This window comes from Photobacterium sp. BZF1, from assembly GCF_014349205.1.
Lineage (GTDB): Bacteria > Pseudomonadota > Gammaproteobacteria > Enterobacterales > Vibrionaceae > Photobacterium.
On the sequence record NZ_JACSOF010000152.1, the window covers coordinates 1 to 16486 of the forward strand.

Annotated in this window: 14 protein-coding genes and 1 other annotated feature; of the genes, 8 read left to right on the forward strand and 6 right to left on the reverse strand. The window is 50.7% G+C overall.

Annotated features, from left to right (window positions below; all coding sequences use genetic code 11):
* The 3 genes from BIZ37_RS24830 to BIZ37_RS24840 form a co-directional block, all read left to right on the forward strand.
* Positions 1-253 (forward strand): diguanylate cyclase (locus BIZ37_RS24830; protein WP_187463795.1); only part of this gene is annotated, 253 nt, incomplete at its 5' end.
* Between the two features lie 127 nt (positions 254-380).
* Positions 381-2747 carry an aerobic respiration two-component sensor histidine kinase ArcB gene (gene arcB / locus BIZ37_RS24835; RefSeq protein ID WP_187463796.1) on the forward strand — a complete coding sequence of 789 codons (2367 nt, stop codon included), beginning with the start codon at positions 381-383 and terminating at the stop codon, positions 2745-2747.
* Positions 2744-3319, forward strand: a complete 576-nt coding sequence (locus tag BIZ37_RS24840; protein ID WP_187463797.1) for a hypothetical protein — start codon at positions 2744-2746, stop codon at positions 3317-3319. The genes arcB and BIZ37_RS24840 overlap by 4 nt, the downstream gene beginning before the upstream one ends.
* An 83-nt stretch (positions 3320-3402) precedes the next feature.
* Here the strand turns inward: BIZ37_RS24840 and arcA are convergent, their stop codons facing one another.
* Positions 3403-4122 (reverse strand): two-component system response regulator ArcA, encoded by a 720-nt coding sequence (gene arcA / locus BIZ37_RS24845; RefSeq protein ID WP_039467143.1) that lies wholly within the window; start codon positions 4120-4122, stop codon positions 3403-3405.
* A gap of 394 nt (positions 4123-4516) precedes the next feature.
* On the opposite strand from arcA, the gene BIZ37_RS24850 reads away from it, so the two are divergent.
* Together BIZ37_RS24850 and BIZ37_RS24855 are read left to right on the forward strand one after the other, a co-directional pair.
* Positions 4517-4918 (forward strand): DUF3293 domain-containing protein, encoded by a 402-nt coding sequence (locus BIZ37_RS24850; protein ID WP_187463798.1) that lies wholly within the window; start codon positions 4517-4519, stop codon positions 4916-4918.
* Between the two features lie 72 nt (positions 4919-4990).
* Positions 4991-5488: a putative 4-hydroxy-4-methyl-2-oxoglutarate aldolase gene (locus BIZ37_RS24855; protein WP_107300399.1), complete on the forward strand. Its 498-nt coding sequence runs from the start codon at positions 4991-4993 to the stop codon at positions 5486-5488.
* A 90-nt stretch (positions 5489-5578) separates the two neighbouring features.
* Here BIZ37_RS24855 and BIZ37_RS24860 read toward each other — a convergent pair whose 3' ends face one another.
* Together BIZ37_RS24860 and aceK are read right to left on the reverse strand one after the other, a co-directional pair.
* Entirely contained in the window at positions 5579-6037 is a 459-nt protein-coding gene (locus BIZ37_RS24860; RefSeq protein WP_187463799.1) for an autotransporter outer membrane beta-barrel domain-containing protein, read from the reverse strand.
* Positions 6038-6158: 121 nt separating this feature from the next.
* Positions 6159-7889 carry a bifunctional isocitrate dehydrogenase kinase/phosphatase gene (aceK, locus tag BIZ37_RS24865; RefSeq protein ID WP_187463800.1) on the reverse strand — a complete coding sequence of 577 codons (1731 nt, stop codon included), beginning with the start codon at positions 7887-7889 and terminating at the stop codon, positions 6159-6161.
* A gap of 301 nt (positions 7890-8190) precedes the next feature.
* Positions 8191-8309: a sequence feature (Thr leader region), on the forward strand.
* 70 nt (positions 8310-8379) lie between these two features.
* Between aceK and thrA the strand changes: the two genes are divergently transcribed.
* The 3 genes from thrA to thrC are packed head-to-tail and all read left to right on the forward strand — an operon-like array spanning position 8380 to position 13083.
* Positions 8380-10839 (forward strand): bifunctional aspartate kinase/homoserine dehydrogenase I, encoded by a 2460-nt coding sequence (thrA, locus tag BIZ37_RS24870; protein ID WP_187463801.1) that lies wholly within the window; start codon positions 8380-8382, stop codon positions 10837-10839.
* Between the two features lies 1 nt (position 10840).
* On the forward strand, positions 10841-11797 hold the full coding sequence (gene thrB, locus BIZ37_RS24875; RefSeq protein WP_187463802.1) for a homoserine kinase: 957 nt from the start codon (positions 10841-10843) through the stop codon (positions 11795-11797).
* Positions 11798-11799: 2 nt separating this feature from the next.
* On the forward strand, positions 11800-13083 hold the full coding sequence (gene thrC / locus BIZ37_RS24880) for a threonine synthase (protein ID WP_187463803.1): 1284 nt from the start codon (positions 11800-11802) through the stop codon (positions 13081-13083).
* Between the two features lie 77 nt (positions 13084-13160).
* Here the strand turns inward: thrC and BIZ37_RS24885 are convergent, their stop codons facing one another.
* From BIZ37_RS24885 to grcA, 3 genes are all read right to left on the reverse strand, one after another.
* Positions 13161-14363 (reverse strand): dicarboxylate/amino acid:cation symporter, encoded by a 1203-nt coding sequence (locus BIZ37_RS24885; protein ID WP_107300393.1) that lies wholly within the window; start codon positions 14361-14363, stop codon positions 13161-13163.
* A 274-nt stretch (positions 14364-14637) separates the two neighbouring features.
* Entirely contained in the window at positions 14638-15813 is a 1176-nt protein-coding gene (locus BIZ37_RS24890) for a dicarboxylate/amino acid:cation symporter (RefSeq protein WP_107300392.1), read from the reverse strand.
* 239 nt (positions 15814-16052) lie between these two features.
* Positions 16053-16430 (reverse strand): autonomous glycyl radical cofactor GrcA, encoded by a 378-nt coding sequence (gene grcA / locus BIZ37_RS24895; RefSeq protein WP_107300391.1) that lies wholly within the window; start codon positions 16428-16430, stop codon positions 16053-16055.
* Between the last annotated feature and the right edge of the window lie 56 nt (positions 16431-16486).

The window sequence follows — 16486 nt, forward strand, 5'->3', positions numbered from 1 at the left end:
ACCGAATACCAGCCTTGAGGGCGGTCAGGTTGTTGCGATGGAAATCCACCGTGCGCTTGCCGAGAAAGGGTTGACCCACCGCTTTTCGGATATCGCCTCAACACTGACGGTGAGTCTGGGGGTGGCGACCCTGACGCCCAAGCCAAATCAGGATTATGGTGAGTTGGTGGAGCTGGCAGATGTCGCGCTATACCGCGCCAAGGCGGCAGGGCGAAACTGTACCATGACCATGTCAGAGAAAGAGGCCGGGTAGCTTGTCTGGTAAGGTCATAAGGCTGAAAATCAAAATGTGAAGGACTGCAGGTGAATGGAAAAAGCCTGCTTGGGTTCTCAGCTGCGCACTATTATGATGGTGCAGCGGTAGTGAATAGGAAGCAATAATGAAACAAATCAAAGTACTGGCACAATATTACGTTGATCTGCTGGTCAAACTCGGGTTGGTCAAGTTTAGTTTGCTGCTGGCCCTTGCGTTGGTGGCCTTGGCGGTGGTAGTGCAGATTGGAGTTACCCTCGTCCTACAGGGAGAAGTGCTGGATATTGATATTGTCCGCTCTGTCTTTTTTGGTTTGTTGATCACCCCCTGGGCTGTCTACTTCCTATCTGTTGTGGTCGATCAGCTAGAAGAATCCCGCCAGCGCTTGTCCAAGCTGGTGACCAAGCTTGAAGAGATGCGCTCGCGCGATATGCAGCTCAACAAGCAATTGCATGAAAATATCAACCAGCTCAACCAGGAAATCGAAGAGCGGGAAAAAGCAGAAGAAGCCCGCCGTGAAGCGATGCAAGATTTAGAAAACGAGGTCTACCAGCGTGAGAATGCCCAGCTGGAATTAGCCGAGCAGAGTGCGTTGCTCAAATCCTTCCTCGATGCCTCACCTGATTTGATTTACTACCGCAATGAAAAAGGCCAGTTCTCCGGCTGCAACCGTGCAATGGAAGAGCTCACTAACCGGACTGAGAAACAACTGGTTGGCCTTACTCCCCGGGACGTTTACAGCGAAGAGATCGCGAGCAAGATTGCAGAGACGGACCAGCAGGTATTTCACAACAACGTATCACTTACTTACGAGCAGTGGCTGGAATACCCTGATGGCCGGAAAGCGATTTTCGAGCTGCGCAAAGTGCCGTTCTACAGCCGTGATGGCCGCCGTTTGGGATTGATGGGCTTTGGCCGTGATATTACCGAACGCAAGCAATATCAAGATGCGCAGGAGAAGGCGAGCCGTGATAAGACCGCCTTTATTTCTACCATCAGCCACGAATTACGTACCCCGCTTAATGGCATCGTTGGCCTCAGCCGCATGCTGCTTGAGACCAAACTCGACAAAGAGCAGAGCGACTACATGCGTACCATCTATGTCAGCGCCATTACCTTGGGCAATATCTTCAACGATATTATCGATATGGATAAATCTGACCGCCGTCGCCTTGAGCTGATGCCCAAACCGCTCGACTTCCATGACTTTGTCTCTGAGATGGAGAATATCTCAGGGTTGATGGCGAGCCAGAAAGGCCTGCGTTTTGACCTTGAGCGGCTGACTGAGCTACCGGAGTCTATTGAGGTCGACGGTACCCGCTTGCGCCAGGTGCTGTGGAACCTGATCAGCAACGCGACCAAGTTCACCAAGGATGGTGGTGTGGTGATGTCGGTCAGCAGTGAAGTGGACGATGGGCAGGCCCATATTACTTTCGAGGTCGAGGATAGCGGGATAGGGATCCCGGCGACAGAGCTCGACAAGATTTTTGCCATGTACTATCAGGTCAAGGATGAGGACGACAACTTGCATGCGGTAGGTACTGGGATTGGTTTGTCGGTGTCCCGCCAACTGGTGCAAATGATGGGCGGGGATATTACTGTGAGCTCCGAGGTAGGAGAGGGCAGTACCTTTACCGTGACTATCACTGCCCCACTGGTTGAACGTGTCGAGGAAGAGGAAGCCTTGCCAGCGGTGCCGCAGGTCAGCCTCAATATCTTCATGGTTGAGGATATCGAGCTTAACATTACGGTAGCTAAGGCACTGCTGGAGAGCCTAGGCCACGAGGTTACTGTGGCGATGCGGGGCGATGAAGCCTTGGAGCTATTCGATCCTGAAGCTTACGATTTGGTATTGCTTGATATCCAATTGCCGGATATGACGGGGTTCGATGTTGCAGCCAAATTGCGTGAACAATTTGATTACCTACCGGCACTGGTTGCCCTGACGGCCAATGTCATCAAGGACAAGAGTGAGTATTTGGCCAAGGGGATGGACGATGCAATTAGCAAGCCTTTGAGCGTCAAGGCCATCACTGAGGTGATCCAGCGTTTGGTACTGACCTGCCCGCTGGATGAGGAAGAAGGAGAGGAATTGGTGGTTGAGAAAGAAAACCCGCAAGGGGTTAGCGATGAGATGATCAATACCTTGTTGGATCTGGAAATGCTGTCTTCCTATGTGGAGATTGTGGGTACCAAGCCGGTGTATGACAGCATTGCGATGTTTGAGGCCAAGATGCCGGAATATATCGCGATCCTCGATTCCAACATGACAGCCAAGGACCAAGACGGCATCAAGTTCGAGGCGCACAAGATCAAAGGGGCGGCGGGCTCCATCGGCCTCAAGCATATCCAGCAGGTTGCCCAGAAAGCGCAATCACCGGAATTACCGGCCTGGTGGGAGAATATCAATGATTGGGTCGATGAAATCAAAGAAGGCTACCACAATGATCTTAAGGTGCTTAAAGACTGGTTAGCCCAGCAGGAGAAGGCATGATGGGAACTGATGCAAAAGCGTTGTTGCTAGCGGCTGGGGTGGTTTTGGTTGCTGGCTGTGGTGAAAGGGCACAAGACCAAGAGGTTGGCTCCAAAGATCCAGCCGCAGTGGAAGAGCAAGCCGAGCCAGAAGCGCCAGTTGTCGAGGATGTTCCGGTGACCTTGCCGGCGGAAATCGATATCTGGCAATCTCCGCAGGAATTGGTGTTATCCGATGTGACGGTCTATCTGGGCAGCGAGCTATGGCTCAACAGCATGCCGGTAATTGGTGACGATGGTAGTCAGCCGGCAAACAAGTTGCATGCCTCTATCCGTCTGTTGTCTCGTGAGATGAAACCCCTTCCTACCGGGGTGGAAATTATGCAGGTGATGGTGGCACAGGAAGACCAGCAGTGGCTGGCGCAGGAAAACCTTGAGGTTCGCTCGGAAGGTGAGATGAGCCTTGAAGTCAGTATGCGTGGTGGGCCGGAATGGCTGCCGGGCAGCAAGGCTGATATTGCAGTCACGGTACTTTATCAGGGGCAGGAGCAGGTCGTGATCCAACGTGACGTGCTGATCAGTCAGGTATTCTGATTGATTGTTTTATTGCTGCTTCTGAGTAACAGAAACAAAAAAGGCTCCGTGAGGAGCCTTTTTTATGGGCAAAGCCAGAAGGATTACTCTTCTTCTAGATCGCCACAGAAGCGGTAGCCTTCACCGTGGATAGTCGCGATGATTTCCGGTGTATCTGCGACTGATTCGAAGTGCTTACGGATACGGCGGATAGTCACGTCGACAGTACGGTCATGTGGCTTAAGCTCACGGCCAGTCATTTTCTTAAGCAGCTCGGCACGTGTCTGGATCTTGCCTGGGTTTTCACAGAAGTGAAGCAGGGCACGGAACTCAGAGCGAGGTAGCTTGAACTGATCACCGCTTGGGCTTACCAGTGAACGGCTGTTGATTTCTAGTGACCAGCCGTTGAACTCGTAACGCTCAACCATGCGCTTGTCTTCAGTTGGCAAGCCTTGGTTCATTGCACGAGTTAGCAGGTTGCGAGCACGGATAGTTAGCTCACGAGGGTTGAATGGCTTGGTGATGTAGTCATCTGCACCAATTTCCAAACCAAGGATCTTATCCACTTCGTTGTCACGGCCAGTCAGGAACATTAGTGCCATGTCACCTTGCTCACGCAGTTCACGCGCAAGCAGCAGGCCGTTTTTGCCTGGTAGGTTGATATCCATGATCACCAAGTGAACAGGGTGCTCAGAAAGCATCTGGTGCATTTCGGCGCCGTCATTGGCTTCAAATACTGTGTAACCCTCTGCCTCAAAGATGCTTTTCAGGGTATTACGTGTTACGTGCTCGTCTTCTACAATTAGAATGTGAGGGGTTTGCATTGGCAGTACCTAATTTCTAAAAACGGAATCTGGTCAAAAACAGAATAGTAAAATTCTATATAAAAAATTCACATACAGGCAAAAACTTGGGAGAAATACGTGCTTGGTTGTATTTACTCGGTTTCCTGTTGGTACGCCATCCATTTATCCAGCTCATCATGACATGATGATTTGCGCTGAAAAAGCCCAAACTTAGGGGCATTGGCTACAATTTCCGTGGGATGGCGACGATTGTATTCACTTAACAGCTCGCTAACAATATAAGTGCTTTGTTTCCGCGCTGCTTTCGGGCACTTTATTGATTTACATCAAACAGTATGAAGTGTATTACGACTCTCTACTTTGTTTAACATTCGCTACAAAAAAATGCATCGTCCCTCAGGTGTCACTTTCTATGTGTGAAAAAAAATCACTATGGTGTAGCTACCAATCGATCATCTTTAATCTTAAGCAACACCCTGTTTACCCTTGCTTTGCAATTCTAACAGCATTTAATCCGAGAAGCATCGTTCTTAGCAAGAAAGACAATCTCGCCCGTCACCAAAAGTTGGAGCTGGCGCTCAAATCTCAAGTTGAAGGCGTACTGCCAATAAGTTGCAGTGCCCCAGACGGGCAATGGCAGGAATTGGGGTTTATCGTCCCGATGAGCAAGGCGGAAGCATGCCGGGAAGCCAAACGTTGGGGGCAGAACGCGATTTATTGGGTCGAAGATAACGGGCTGTTTTTAGTGCCAGTTTTACTCGAAGGAGTTGAAACACAAAGATTGGGTGATTGGCCGAGCTTTCTCTACACTTAACGTAACCCCAAGGAGCTGGGGAAGAAACGGCCTTGGAAAGGGAAGGCCACAAATATAACAAAGGAGCCTGCAATGAAAGATTTGACCCCGGACTTGTGCGATAACTTTGAACAGGAAGTGCGTTGGTTACCGTTGACCTTAAACAACTATGGTGGCCGGACGGTATTTTATGGTGAGGTAGTCACCTTGCGGTGCTTTGAAGACAATAGTTTGGTACGCGACATCATCTCCCGTGATGGCAAGGGCAAAGTGTTATTTATCGACGGTCATGCTTCTTGTAATAAAGCGTTGCTAGGCGACCAATTAGCGATGTTGGCCCAGAAAAATGGCTGGGAAGGGATCATCATCAATGGGGCTGCACGGGATGTCGGGATCATTTCGACATTGGATATTGGGGTTAAAGCGCTGGCAACCTGCCCGGTCAAAACGGTTAAGCGCCAGACCGGTGAGGAAAATGTCACCCTAACTGTTGCCCATACCTTGGTTTATCCGGGGGACATGGTTTATGCCGATCTCAACGGGGTGGTTTTTAGCAAGCAGCCCCTAGACCTATCGGCCATCAATGGATGATTGATAGGCGTAGCAACAATGGTTCAAATAGCAAAACGCCTGGCATAACCAGGCGTTGTTGTTTCTTTGGCTGCATTGCTGTCAGAAGTGCTAGAAACGGAAACCAATCCCAAATTGGTATATTTGCTCCAGTGCTTCGTAGTCGAGCGTGGCATGCAGGTTTAGTCTCTCCGTAACTTCATATTGGCTAGACACCTCAACACCCATCACTGTGTCTTGGTTCTGCGTTTCGGAAGTCACGGCACTTTGTAAGCTCAGTTTTGGGGTGAAGCTATACTTTACGCCCGATAGCATCCCACGACTGGCTGATTGGTTTTCGTTGCCGCTTTTCAAACGGGTACTTAGGTAAAGCTCGGTATTATCTGAAATAGAGTAGGCGTAGCCGCTGTCGATTTGCCAGAGATCGAACTGCTCTGCACCTTTGGACTGGGATGACATGAACCACCCAGAAGACGAATCATCGTCAAGTATGTTAAATAGCCTGCTTTCTGCTGCTGTTGTTGGTAACGCCACTACCAGCAGGGCAATCGTGATTAGCCATGTACGCATTCATCACCTTCCCTGTTTTATTGTTGTGATATTTTGTTATGTATCCTTAACAAAATAATTCTAGGCCAATTAGTACAAAAATGACACTGCGGTTTTGCATTGCTGAGACATTCTGCCCTATTTAGCTGCCCCCTTGCCCCAAAATGAGTCGCTGGTGGTTGCTGTATGGGAAGACATCTTCGAATTTGCCTTCTTTGATGTTGCTTTGTAATTGCTGCCAATATTGGGGTTCGAACAGATCACTGTGTAGCTCGTTGAAAAGCTGCCTCACTTTTGGGTTGATCAACAGGAAGGTCCGAAACTCTTCAGGGAAGACATCATTGATCCCGACACTGTACCAAGGCTCTGCTGCCATTTCGTCTTCTGGATAGCGTGGTGGTGGGATCTGGCGGAAATTCATCTCCGTCATGTAGCTGATCTCATCATAATCATAGAAAACCACCCGCTTATGGCGGGTTACACCGAAGTTCTTGAATAGCATGTCACCGGGGAAGATATTGGCCGCTGCCAGTTGTTTGATGGCTTTGCCGTACTCGTCGACCGCATGACGCAGATCATCATCATTGGCTTGTTCAATATACAGGTTGAACGGGATCATCCTTCGTTCGATATACAGGTGCTTGATCAAGATTTCTTTCTCGGTCACCTTAACGATAGACGGGGCGACGTTGAGCAATTCTTCTAGCAACTCATCGCTGAAGCGATGGCGGTCGAAAGTAAAGTTGCGGTATTCCTGGGTATCGGCCATCCGCCCAACCCGGTCGTGCTCTTTTACCAGCCGGTATTTCTGTTTCACCACGGCGTGGCTTATCTCTTTCTGTGGTGCAAATTTGTCTTTGATGATCTTAAATACGAAACCATAGGACGGTAGGGTAAACACCGACATCACCATGCCTTTGATACCCGGCGCCAACACGAACTGGTCATCGGAATGCTCGATATGATGGAGGAACTCGCGGTACAGTTCGGTTTTGCCGTGTTTCTGGCAGCCTATTGCGGTATAGAGCTCGGCCTTGGTTTTGTTTGGCATTAGCTCGCTCAGGAAACGCACCAGAGCGGCTGGGGCTGGTGCATACACCATGAAATAAGAACGGGCGAAGCCAAACAGGATACTGACCGCATCGACATCAACCAGACAGGCATCGACATACAGCTTGTTTTCGTTGGTGGTCAGAATAGGTAGCACAATGGGGAGGTGGTTATGGTCGTCGAACCGGATCCTTCCTACCAGGTAGGCTGCCTTGTTGCGGAAAAAGGGCTCCCGGATCATTTCGATCACCGGCGGTGGATTGCCAAATGCTGCAAGGTGGTGGCTGATACGATCGCCAAGTAACTGGATATCCCGTTGCTTATCCTCCCACTCAAGGCTGAACGGCGTATCATCAAGGATCCGGCCCAGCAAGGTATCGAGTGTCGCCCCGGTGTTGTAAAGGCGGCTGAGGTTCGTCGGGTAAATGGGAATACGGCCTTCTTGAGAGCTATGGACAAACAACTTGTCGCGTTTGATATTTCGGTGCTCGAAGATCCGGCAATAGACTGAATTGAAGAAGCTTTCCGCAATATCGTAGCGGGGATAATCGAGCAGTAGGTCCTCGTAGGCATTTTTGACAGCCATCAGGAATGCGTGGTTGGCGTAGCGTTTGCCGAGCATGATGGTAATTTGGCTGGTGACAAGGCCAACATGGTGATCGTAGAACTTGATCCGGGTTTTCAGGGCCTGTTGCACGGCTGGCCAGTTCTGGCTTTCGAAGCGCTCCTGCGCACCGGCGGTAACATCCAAAAATCGGCCATACATGGCATCGAAACCTTGCAGAATCGTATGGGCGACAAGTTGTTCCATTGCAGCTGTCATCCGAACTCCCTATTCTTCTCAAGTTAGCCTACAAGTAGCGACACATTGCTACCAAGCTCAGGCGCATCATCCCGAATTGATTAATTATTCACCATATCTACTATGCATGGTGTTTTAGTTAACTGCAATAAAATGATACTAACCATGCCTCAATGGTATAGCTATATCGCTAGTTTTACCTGCATTTTGCTAGTTAAATAGACATCTCGTTGTGAAAATAAGGTTGACTCGGGAAAATGATTACGGTAAACGTAAATGCATACATATATTGGTTATCTTTTTAGGACACCTATGTTTAACGCATTCAGCATGAATACAACCACCATTATTATTACCGGCACCATGATTGCTGGGGTGGGCTGATGCGCGAAAGAATTGCAAAAAAAGCCCACATCCCAAAAAGATGTGGGCTTTTTTTTAACCAGATTTTTCATCCTGGAGTGGCAAAGAGTCCCCGGGGGCACGTTTTAGGAAGTTGTGGGAGTAGGGAATGCGAGTATTAAAGTTTGGTGGTTCATCGTTGGCCGATGCTGATAGGTTTTCTCGAGCAGCAGATATCATCGCCAATAATGCCCAGCAGGGGCCAGTTTCAGTGGTGCTGTCGGCACCGGGTAAAGTCACCAATAAATTGGTGTCAGTGATTGAAAATAGTATCCAGTTTGGTGAGGCGGATGTACAACTGGCCGATCTGGAAGCGGTATTCAATGAACTTCTGGCAGGTCTCAAAGAAGTAGAGCCGGGGTTTGACAAAGAAGCCCTAGATGCCAAGTTAGCCAGTTCACTGGGCCAGTTGAAACAATACGTCCACGGTATCAAATTGCTAGGCCTATGCCCTGATAATGTCTACGCCAAAATCATCAGTAAGGGTGAAAGGTTGTCGATTGTCATGATGCAGTCGCTGCTGCAGGCCAAAGGCCATCAGGCGAGCCTGATTGATCCGGTTGCGTACCTGTTGGCAAATGGTGATTACCTCGAAGCCCACGTTGATATTGAAGCCTCTACCCAGAACTTCCGCCAAAACCCGTTGCCGCAAGACCATGTCAACATCATGCCGGGCTTTACGGCTGGCAACGAAAAAGGGGAGTTGGTGACCCTCGGCCGTAATGGTTCGGACTATTCGGCAGCGGTACTGGCAGCGTGCCTACGTGCGGAATGCTGTGAGATCTGGACCGATGTCGATGGCGTTTACAGCTGTGATCCTCGTTTGGTTCCCGATGCCCGCTTGCTTAAATCCCTGAGCTACCAAGAAGCAATGGAGCTGTCTTATTTCGGTGCATCGGTATTGCACCCGAAAACTATTGCCCCGATCGCCCAGTTCCACATTCCTTGCTTGATCAAGAACAGTTTCAACCCACAGGGAGCCGGTTCGCTGATTGGCCTTGATACCGGTGAAGACAAGCTCGATATCAAAGGGATCACTACCCTGAAAGATCTGACTATGGTCAATGTGTCAGGTCCGGGGATGAAAGGTATGGTTGGCATGGCCGCACGTGTGTTTGGTGCGATGTCATCGGCCGGCGTGTCGATTGTGTTGATCACCCAGTCTTCGTCGGAGTACAGCATCAGTTTCTGTATCGAGAGTGAGGACAAACTGGCAGCCCAGCGAGCACTCAAGGATCACTTTGAGCTAGAGCTGAAAGAAGGCCTGCTCGAGCCTGTCGAATTTATGGATAACGTTGCGATCGTGACTTTGGTCGGTGACGGTATGCGCACTTCCCGTGGTGTGGCTTCCCGTTTCTTTACCTCGCTATCTGAAGTAGACGTTAATATCGTAGCGATTGCCCAGGGCTCTTCCGAGCGTGCGATTTCTGCGGTGATCCCAGACGACAAGGTTTCCGAGTCAGTCAAGGCATGTCACGAGAACCTATTCAATAGCCAGCACTTCCTTGATGTCTTTGTTATTGGTGTTGGTGGTGTCGGTGGCGAGTTGGTGGATCAGATCCAACGCCAGCAGGCAAAACTGGCCGAGAATGGCATTGTGATCCGGGTGTGCGGCTTGGCTAATAGCAAGGGTTTGCTACTGGATAGCAATGGTCTTCCACTGGAGAACTGGCGTGACGCGATGGGCCAGGTTTCCGAACCCCTAAGCCTTGCACGGATGATCCAACTGGTGAAACGCAACCACGTCATTAACCCAATCGTGATTGACTGTACCTCAGACCAAGGCATTGCCGAGCAGTATGTTGACTTCCTGTCAGCAGGCTTCCACGTGATCACCCCGAACAAGAAAGCCAATACCGCCAGCATGGCTTACTACCAGCAGCTGCGTCAGGCTGCGCGCTCAATGCGCCGTAAGTTCATGTATGACACCACGGTAGGTGCCGGGTTGCCAGTTATTGAAAACTTGCAGAACCTGATGGCTGCCGGTGATGAGTTGGAGCGTTTCTCGGGCATCCTATCTGGTTCGCTGTCCTTTATCTTCGGCAAGCTTGATGAAGGTATGAGCTTTAGCGAAGCGACGACTGTCGCTAGGAATAACGGCTTCACTGAGCCGGACCCGCGTGATGACCTCTCGGGTATGGATGTCGCGCGCAAGTTGCTAATCCTAGCGCGTGAAGCGGGCATGGCGCTTGAGCTGGAAGATGTTGTGGTCGAGCAGGCCCTGCCGCCGGGCTTTGATGCGGAAGGCTCTGTTGATGATTTCATGGCGCGCCTGCCTGAAGCGGATGCCTACTTTGCCAACTTAATTGAAGAAGCTGCCAGCGAGGGCAAGGTTTTACGCTATGTCGGTGAAATCAAAGACGGCAAATGTGCGGTCAAGATTGCTGCGGTCAATCCAGATGACCCTATGTTCAAGATTAAGGATGGTGAGAATGCGCTGGCTTTCTACAGCCGCTACTACCAGCCAATCCCATTGGTACTGCGAGGTTACGGTGCCGGTACTGAAGTAACAGCTGCAGGGGTCTTTGCCGACTTGATGCGTACGCTGGGCTGGAAATTAGGAGTTTAAGATGAGTGTAGTGGTTTATGCACCGGCGTCGATTGGCAATGTCAGTGTCGGTTTTGATGTTCTGGGGGCCGCCGTGTCCCCTATCGATGGCACTTTGCTTGGCGACAGGGTGTTGGCGGAATCTGGTTCCCAGTCATTTTCGTTGCGCTGTGTCGGGGCGTTTGTCGATAAACTGCCCCAGCAGGCGGAAGAGAATATTGTCTACCGCTGCTGGCAAGTATTTGCCCGTGAGCTTGATAAAAAAGGGGGGGCTTTAAAGCCTGTCGCCCTGACACTGGAAAAAAACATGCCGATCGGTTCGGGCTTGGGTTCAAGTGCCTGTTCGATTGTTGCGGCGCTCGATGCGCTAAACCGCTTTCATGAGCAACCGCTCGACGAAACTGAATTGCTGGCCCTGATGGGGGAGATGGAAGCCGAGATTTCCGGTAGTTTGCACTACGACAATGTCGCCCCGTGTTATCTGGGGGGGTTGCAATTTATGGTCGAGGAGCTGGGGATCATCAGCCAGCAGGTGCCATGTTTCGATAACTGGTATTGGGTAATGGCCTATCCGGGTATTAAAGTCCCGACTGCAGAAGCCCGTGCTATCTTGCCGTCCCAATACCGCCGTCAGGATGTCATTGCCCATGGCCGTTACCTGGGGGGCTTTATCCATGCTTGTCATTCAGGCCAACCAGAGCTGGCAGCAAAAATGATCAAAGATGTGGTAGCTGAACCCTATCGCGAGCGTTTGCTGCCTGGTTTTGCAAAAGCGCGGCAGTATGCGCTGGAAGCAGGGGCTCTTGCTAGCGGGATCTCCGGTTCGGGACCGACGATGTTTACCGTGTGTGACGACCTTGAAGTCGCAAAACGTATTGCACGATGGTTGCAAGATCATTATGTTCAGAATGAAGAAGGATTCGTCCATGTCTGTCGTTTGGACGGGCAGGGCTCAAGAGTAACAGGAAGTGAGCTGTAACCATGAAGCTATATAACCTAAAAGATCACCAAGAGCAGGTTTCGTTCGGCCAGGCGGTACGCCAGGGGTTGGGGAGCAACCAGGGCTTGTTTTTCCCTGCTGACCTACCGGCTTTCGATAATGTCGATGCGCTATTAGAGCAAGACTTTGTCAGTCGCAGCACCGCGATTCTGTCGGCATTTATCGGTGAGGAACTCGCGGCAGAAACTGTTTCCCAGATGGTGGGTAATGCCTTCCAGTTCACTGCGCCGATCAAGCCGGTGAAAGAAGGGGTCTACGCCCTTGAGCTTTTCCATGGCCCGACGCTGGCTTTCAAGGACTTCGGTGGCCGTTTCATGGCCCAGTCATTGGCTGCGGTGTCTGAGAGTGACGGTAAAATCACGATCCTGACGGCCACCTCGGGTGACACCGGTGCGGCCGTGGCCCATGCGTTCTACGGCATGGATAACATCAAAGTGGTGATCCTTTATCCGAAGGGTAAGATCAGCCCGCTGCAGGAAAAATTGTTCTGTACCCTTGGCGGCAATATTTCGACGGTTGCGGTTAACGGCACCTTTGATGATTGCCAGTCGCTGGTTAAGCAAGCCTTTGATGATGGTGAGCTTCGTCAGGAAGTGGGCCTCAACTCGGCGAACTCGATCAATATCAGCCGTTTGTTGGCCCAGATTTGTTACTACTTCGAAGCGGTTGCCCAGCTTCCTAAAGAGAAGCGCGAGGAGCTGGTTATTGCAGTACCAAGCGGTAACTTCGGTAACCTGACTGCGGGTTTGCTGGCCAAAGCCATTGGCCTACCGGTGAAGCGCTTCATTGCCGCTACCAATGTCAATGACACCGTGCCACGTTACCTGCAAACCGGTAATTGGACACCAGAGCCAACGGTGCCGACTATCTCCAATGCTATGGATGTCAGCCAGCCAAACAACTGGCCACGTATTGAAGAGTTGTGCCGACTCAAAGGCTGGGGCCTTGACCAGTTGGGTTATGGTGCAGTTAATGATGAGCAGACCGCTGAGACCTTGCGTGAGATGGAGCAAGAAGGCTACTTGTGTGAACCGCATGGCGCGATTGCCTACCGTATCTTGAATGAACAGTTGGCTGAAGGCGAAACAGGCTTGTTCTTGTGTACCGCCCACCCAGCTAAATTCAAAGAAGTGGTGGATGAGATCTTAGGCAAAGACATTGACCTGCCTGGACCGCTAGCCAAGCACAATGCGATGGAGTTGTTGTCCCTTGAGCGTGACAATGATTTCGAGCAGTTAAAAGCGGTTCTGCGCAGCGTGCAGTAAGCTTTTAATGACATGAAATAAGTAAGGGAGCCGATTGGCTCCCTTTTTATTTGGAATCGAGTGAGACTTGTTTTGGCTTAGGCCGTTTGTTCACTGCTGGTGGTTGCGGCTTCAGCTTCCATCACTTCACCGGGTACCGCCTCATCGGCAAATTTGTCTACCCATAGTGCCAGCGCACCGTCACCGGTGATGTTACAGGCGGTGCCGAAACCGTCTTGTGCTAGGTGAAGGGCGATCTGCAGGCCGATCATTGCTTCGGTAAAGCCCATCATAGAGCCCAGCAGGCCAACTGCTGCCATAACAGCACCACCCGGCGCACCCGGTGCGGCGACCATCGTTATACCCAGCATGCCGATAAACGGTAGTGCTTCAATAAAACTCGGGACAGTCGCATTGCCGGTAACTAGGATAACTGCAACGCACACCGAGGTGATACTGATCGCCGAGCCAGACATGTGGATGTTGGCACAAAGCGGCACGACGAAGTTGGCAATCGGCTTTTTCACCCCGTTTTGCTCGGTCTGGCGCAGGGTGACAGGTAGGCTAGCAGCCGATGACATGGTGCCTAGCGCGGTAACATAGGCTGGCAGCATAGTCTTTAGCAACTTGAGCGGAGAGCGGCCAAGCAATGCACCGGTGCTAATGAATTGGAAGGTCAGCCATAGCCAATGCAGGGCGACAATCAATACCAGTACTAGGGTAAAAGTTTTCAGGGTCGAGAACACCGTACCCTTGACGGTCATGTCGGCGAACACACCGGCAATGTAGAACGGCAGCGATGGCACCATCACCTTGGCTAGGAACAACTCGATGATGTCACGGCCTTCGTCACTCAGTTTGCGTAGGTGCTCGCTGTTGGTTGCCGTGATACCCAGGCCAAAGATAAAGGCGACGGCGAGGGCTGTCATTACCCCCATGATAGGTGGGATCTTCAGATCAATCAGAGGAGCCAGGGTGCGGGCTGCCTCACTGACTTCTGCGGTGCTGTGCAGCATTGATGGCAGTACCTGCCCTGCGACCAAGTAAGCCATGGCACCGGCCCCCATGGTCGATAGGTAACTCAGGCCGACAGTTTTACCCAGCAGCTTGCCGGAATTTTTCGGTAGGTTTGCGATCCCGCTGGTGACAAAGAAGAGGATAAGCAGGGGAATGGTGAAGCCAATCAGCTGGCTGATCAAAGCCTTCATGGTGATCAGGATTTGAACCAGCACATCAGGGGCAAACAGGCCGAAGAGAATACCGGCCAGAATGCCAGCAATGAGTTTTAAAATCAGTTTCATCGCCAATAGTCCTATTGAGGAAAATGGATAGTAGTCCGTAACAAAGCGGCGATGTTTTTACCATTACTTGGCAAAGGATGCCAAAAAAGAGGTGTTTTATGTGTTACATCGAGTGAAATAGTGATTTGCTTGGGTGTAATAACAGCATACCGATGCTTTTTTTGACATATATTAAGGCGCAGTAAAATACTTGCAGCACAAAAAATGCCCCTGTGATACCGGTTTCATAAAAAAGGCAGGCCCAAAGCCTGCCTTCTTCGCTCTGATTAGCTCGTTAGGAGTCGGTTTGCTCGATGGCCTGTGGTTGAGGCTGTTTGGCAAACTTGTTGACCCACAAGGAGATAGCCCCATCCCCGGTAATATTACAGGCCGTACCGAAGCTGTCCTGCGCCATATACAGGGCAATCATCAGGGCCAGCTCTGCCTCGCCGAACCCCAGCATCGATGCCATCAGGCCAAGTGCCGCCATCACGGCACCGCCCGGTGCCCCCGGTGCGGCAATCATTGTCACCCCGAGCATCATGATAAACGGCAGCATTTCAAACAAAGATGGGATCGCAATATGTTGGCTCAAAGCCATGACTGCCGTTGAGCAGGTGACCAAGGTGATAGTCGAGCCCGACAAATGGATAGTGGCGCACAACGGGATGGTGAAGTTAGCGATGGACTCGTTGACACCATTCTCTTTGGTCTGGCGAAGGGTTACCGGAATGGTGGCCGCCGAGGACATGGTTCCGACAGCGGTAAAATACGCCGGCATCATGTTCTTGATCAGCTTCAGCGGGGAATAGCCCAGCGCCAAGCCTGTTACCGTGTATTGGATGGTGATCCAAACCCAATGCATGAAGATAGCCAGTGCCAGCACGATGCCGAAGGTTTTCAGGGTCGAGAAGACGGTACCTTCTGCAGCCATTTCGGCAAAGACACCGGCGATGTAGAACGGCAGGAGCGGGATAATAATGTTGGAAAGTAATAGGTCGATGATCCTGCGGCCGTCTTCGGCAATAGTTTTTAGTGGTTTGCTGTCAGTAATACTGATCCCTAGTCCAAATAGAAAAGCGGTGGCAAGGGCTGTCATGACACCGAATAGTGGCGGCACTTCAATGGTAATAAAGCTGGTCAGTTTGTTGGCGCTATCCGCTGCCGCCGTGACTGGCTCAGCCATACCGCTGATCACGGTGCTCGCCACAATAAAGGCCAAACTACCGGCAATGATGGTCGAACCGTAAGAGAGGGCCACGGTTTTACCCAACAGTGAGCCGGAGTTTTTTGGCAGGCTGGCAATGCCGCTGGTGATATAGAACAGGATGATAAGGGGAATCGTGAAACCGATTAGCTGGCCACCTAGCAATTTGATAGTCAGCAGGACGCGGATGATAGCGTCAGGGGCGAAGAAACCGAGGAGGATACCGATCAAAATACCCGCGATAAGCTTGAGGATTAACTTCATGAACTGGCTCCGAAAATATTGTTATATAAAAGCTCCATATTTGTGGCATTGCCCGTGATACAAACATTGGGTGGTAGGCAACGCTATGAATGTACAGTTTATTTAACATTAATACCTAAATTGTTGTCACATTTTAGATGATAATATAAACAGTATGCGAAGGGGGTAACTGAGATGCTGCCGACGAGGTATAAAAAAACGGCACCCTTGGGCGCCGTTTTTGCTAACAGGAACTGTGATTACAGGCTGTTAGTGAAAGTACGTGCGATAACGTCACGCTGCTGCTCTGTAGTCAGAGAGTTGAAGCGTACTGCGTAGCCAGATACACGGATAGTTAGCTGTGGGTATTTTTCTGGGTGGTTAGCTGCATCTTCCAGAGTTTCACGCTTAAGAACGTTAACGTTTAGGTGCTGGCCACCTTCGATCTTAGCTGGTGCTTCGATAGCAACTTCACGAGACTCGTACTCACCTAGGTCAGCAGCAGGGATCACCTGGTCAGCTTCGAAACCTGCAGAAGCAGCAACACAGCGAGCTTCGTTAGTTTCAGTATCTAGCAGCCAGATTGAGTTTAGTAGGTCATCGTTAGCTGATTTAGTGATTTGAATACCTTGGATCATGACTTTCTTCTCCGTTTTAAGACTTATCTCTTATGACCTAACCCCTGAGGTTTAAG

Excerpts from the sequence above, each read along its gene's own strand:
- BIZ37_RS24890 (WP_107300392.1), bottom strand. The coding sequence starts at position 15,813 with ATGAAGTTAATCCTCAAGCTTATCGCGGGTATTTTGATCGGTATCCTC.
- arcB (WP_187463796.1), top strand. The coding sequence starts at position 381 with ATGAAACAAATCAAAGTACTGGCACAATATTACGTTGATCTGCTGGTC.
- thrA (WP_187463801.1), top strand. The coding sequence starts at position 8,380 with ATGCGAGTATTAAAGTTTGGTGGTTCATCGTTGGCCGATGCTGATAGG.
- BIZ37_RS24855 (WP_107300399.1), top strand. The coding sequence starts at position 4,991 with ATGAAAGATTTGACCCCGGACTTGTGCGATAACTTTGAACAGGAAGTG.
- BIZ37_RS24840 (WP_187463797.1), top strand. The coding sequence starts at position 2,744 with ATGATGGGAACTGATGCAAAAGCGTTGTTGCTAGCGGCTGGGGTGGTT.
- thrB (WP_187463802.1), top strand. The coding sequence starts at position 10,841 with ATGAGTGTAGTGGTTTATGCACCGGCGTCGATTGGCAATGTCAGTGTC.
- BIZ37_RS24860 (WP_187463799.1), bottom strand. The coding sequence starts at position 6,037 with ATGCGTACATGGCTAATCACGATTGCCCTGCTGGTAGTGGCGTTACCA.
- BIZ37_RS24850 (WP_187463798.1), top strand. The coding sequence starts at position 4,517 with ATGTGTGAAAAAAAATCACTATGGTGTAGCTACCAATCGATCATCTTT.
- grcA (WP_107300391.1), bottom strand. The coding sequence starts at position 16,430 with ATGATCCAAGGTATTCAAATCACTAAATCAGCTAACGATGACCTACTA.
- thrC (WP_187463803.1), top strand. The coding sequence starts at position 11,800 with ATGAAGCTATATAACCTAAAAGATCACCAAGAGCAGGTTTCGTTCGGC.
- BIZ37_RS24885 (WP_107300393.1), bottom strand. The coding sequence starts at position 14,363 with ATGAAACTGATTTTAAAACTCATTGCTGGCATTCTGGCCGGTATTCTC.
- aceK (WP_187463800.1), bottom strand. The coding sequence starts at position 7,889 with ATGACAGCTGCAATGGAACAACTTGTCGCCCATACGATTCTGCAAGGT.
- arcA (WP_039467143.1), bottom strand. The coding sequence starts at position 4,122 with ATGCAAACCCCTCACATTCTAATTGTAGAAGACGAGCACGTAACACGT.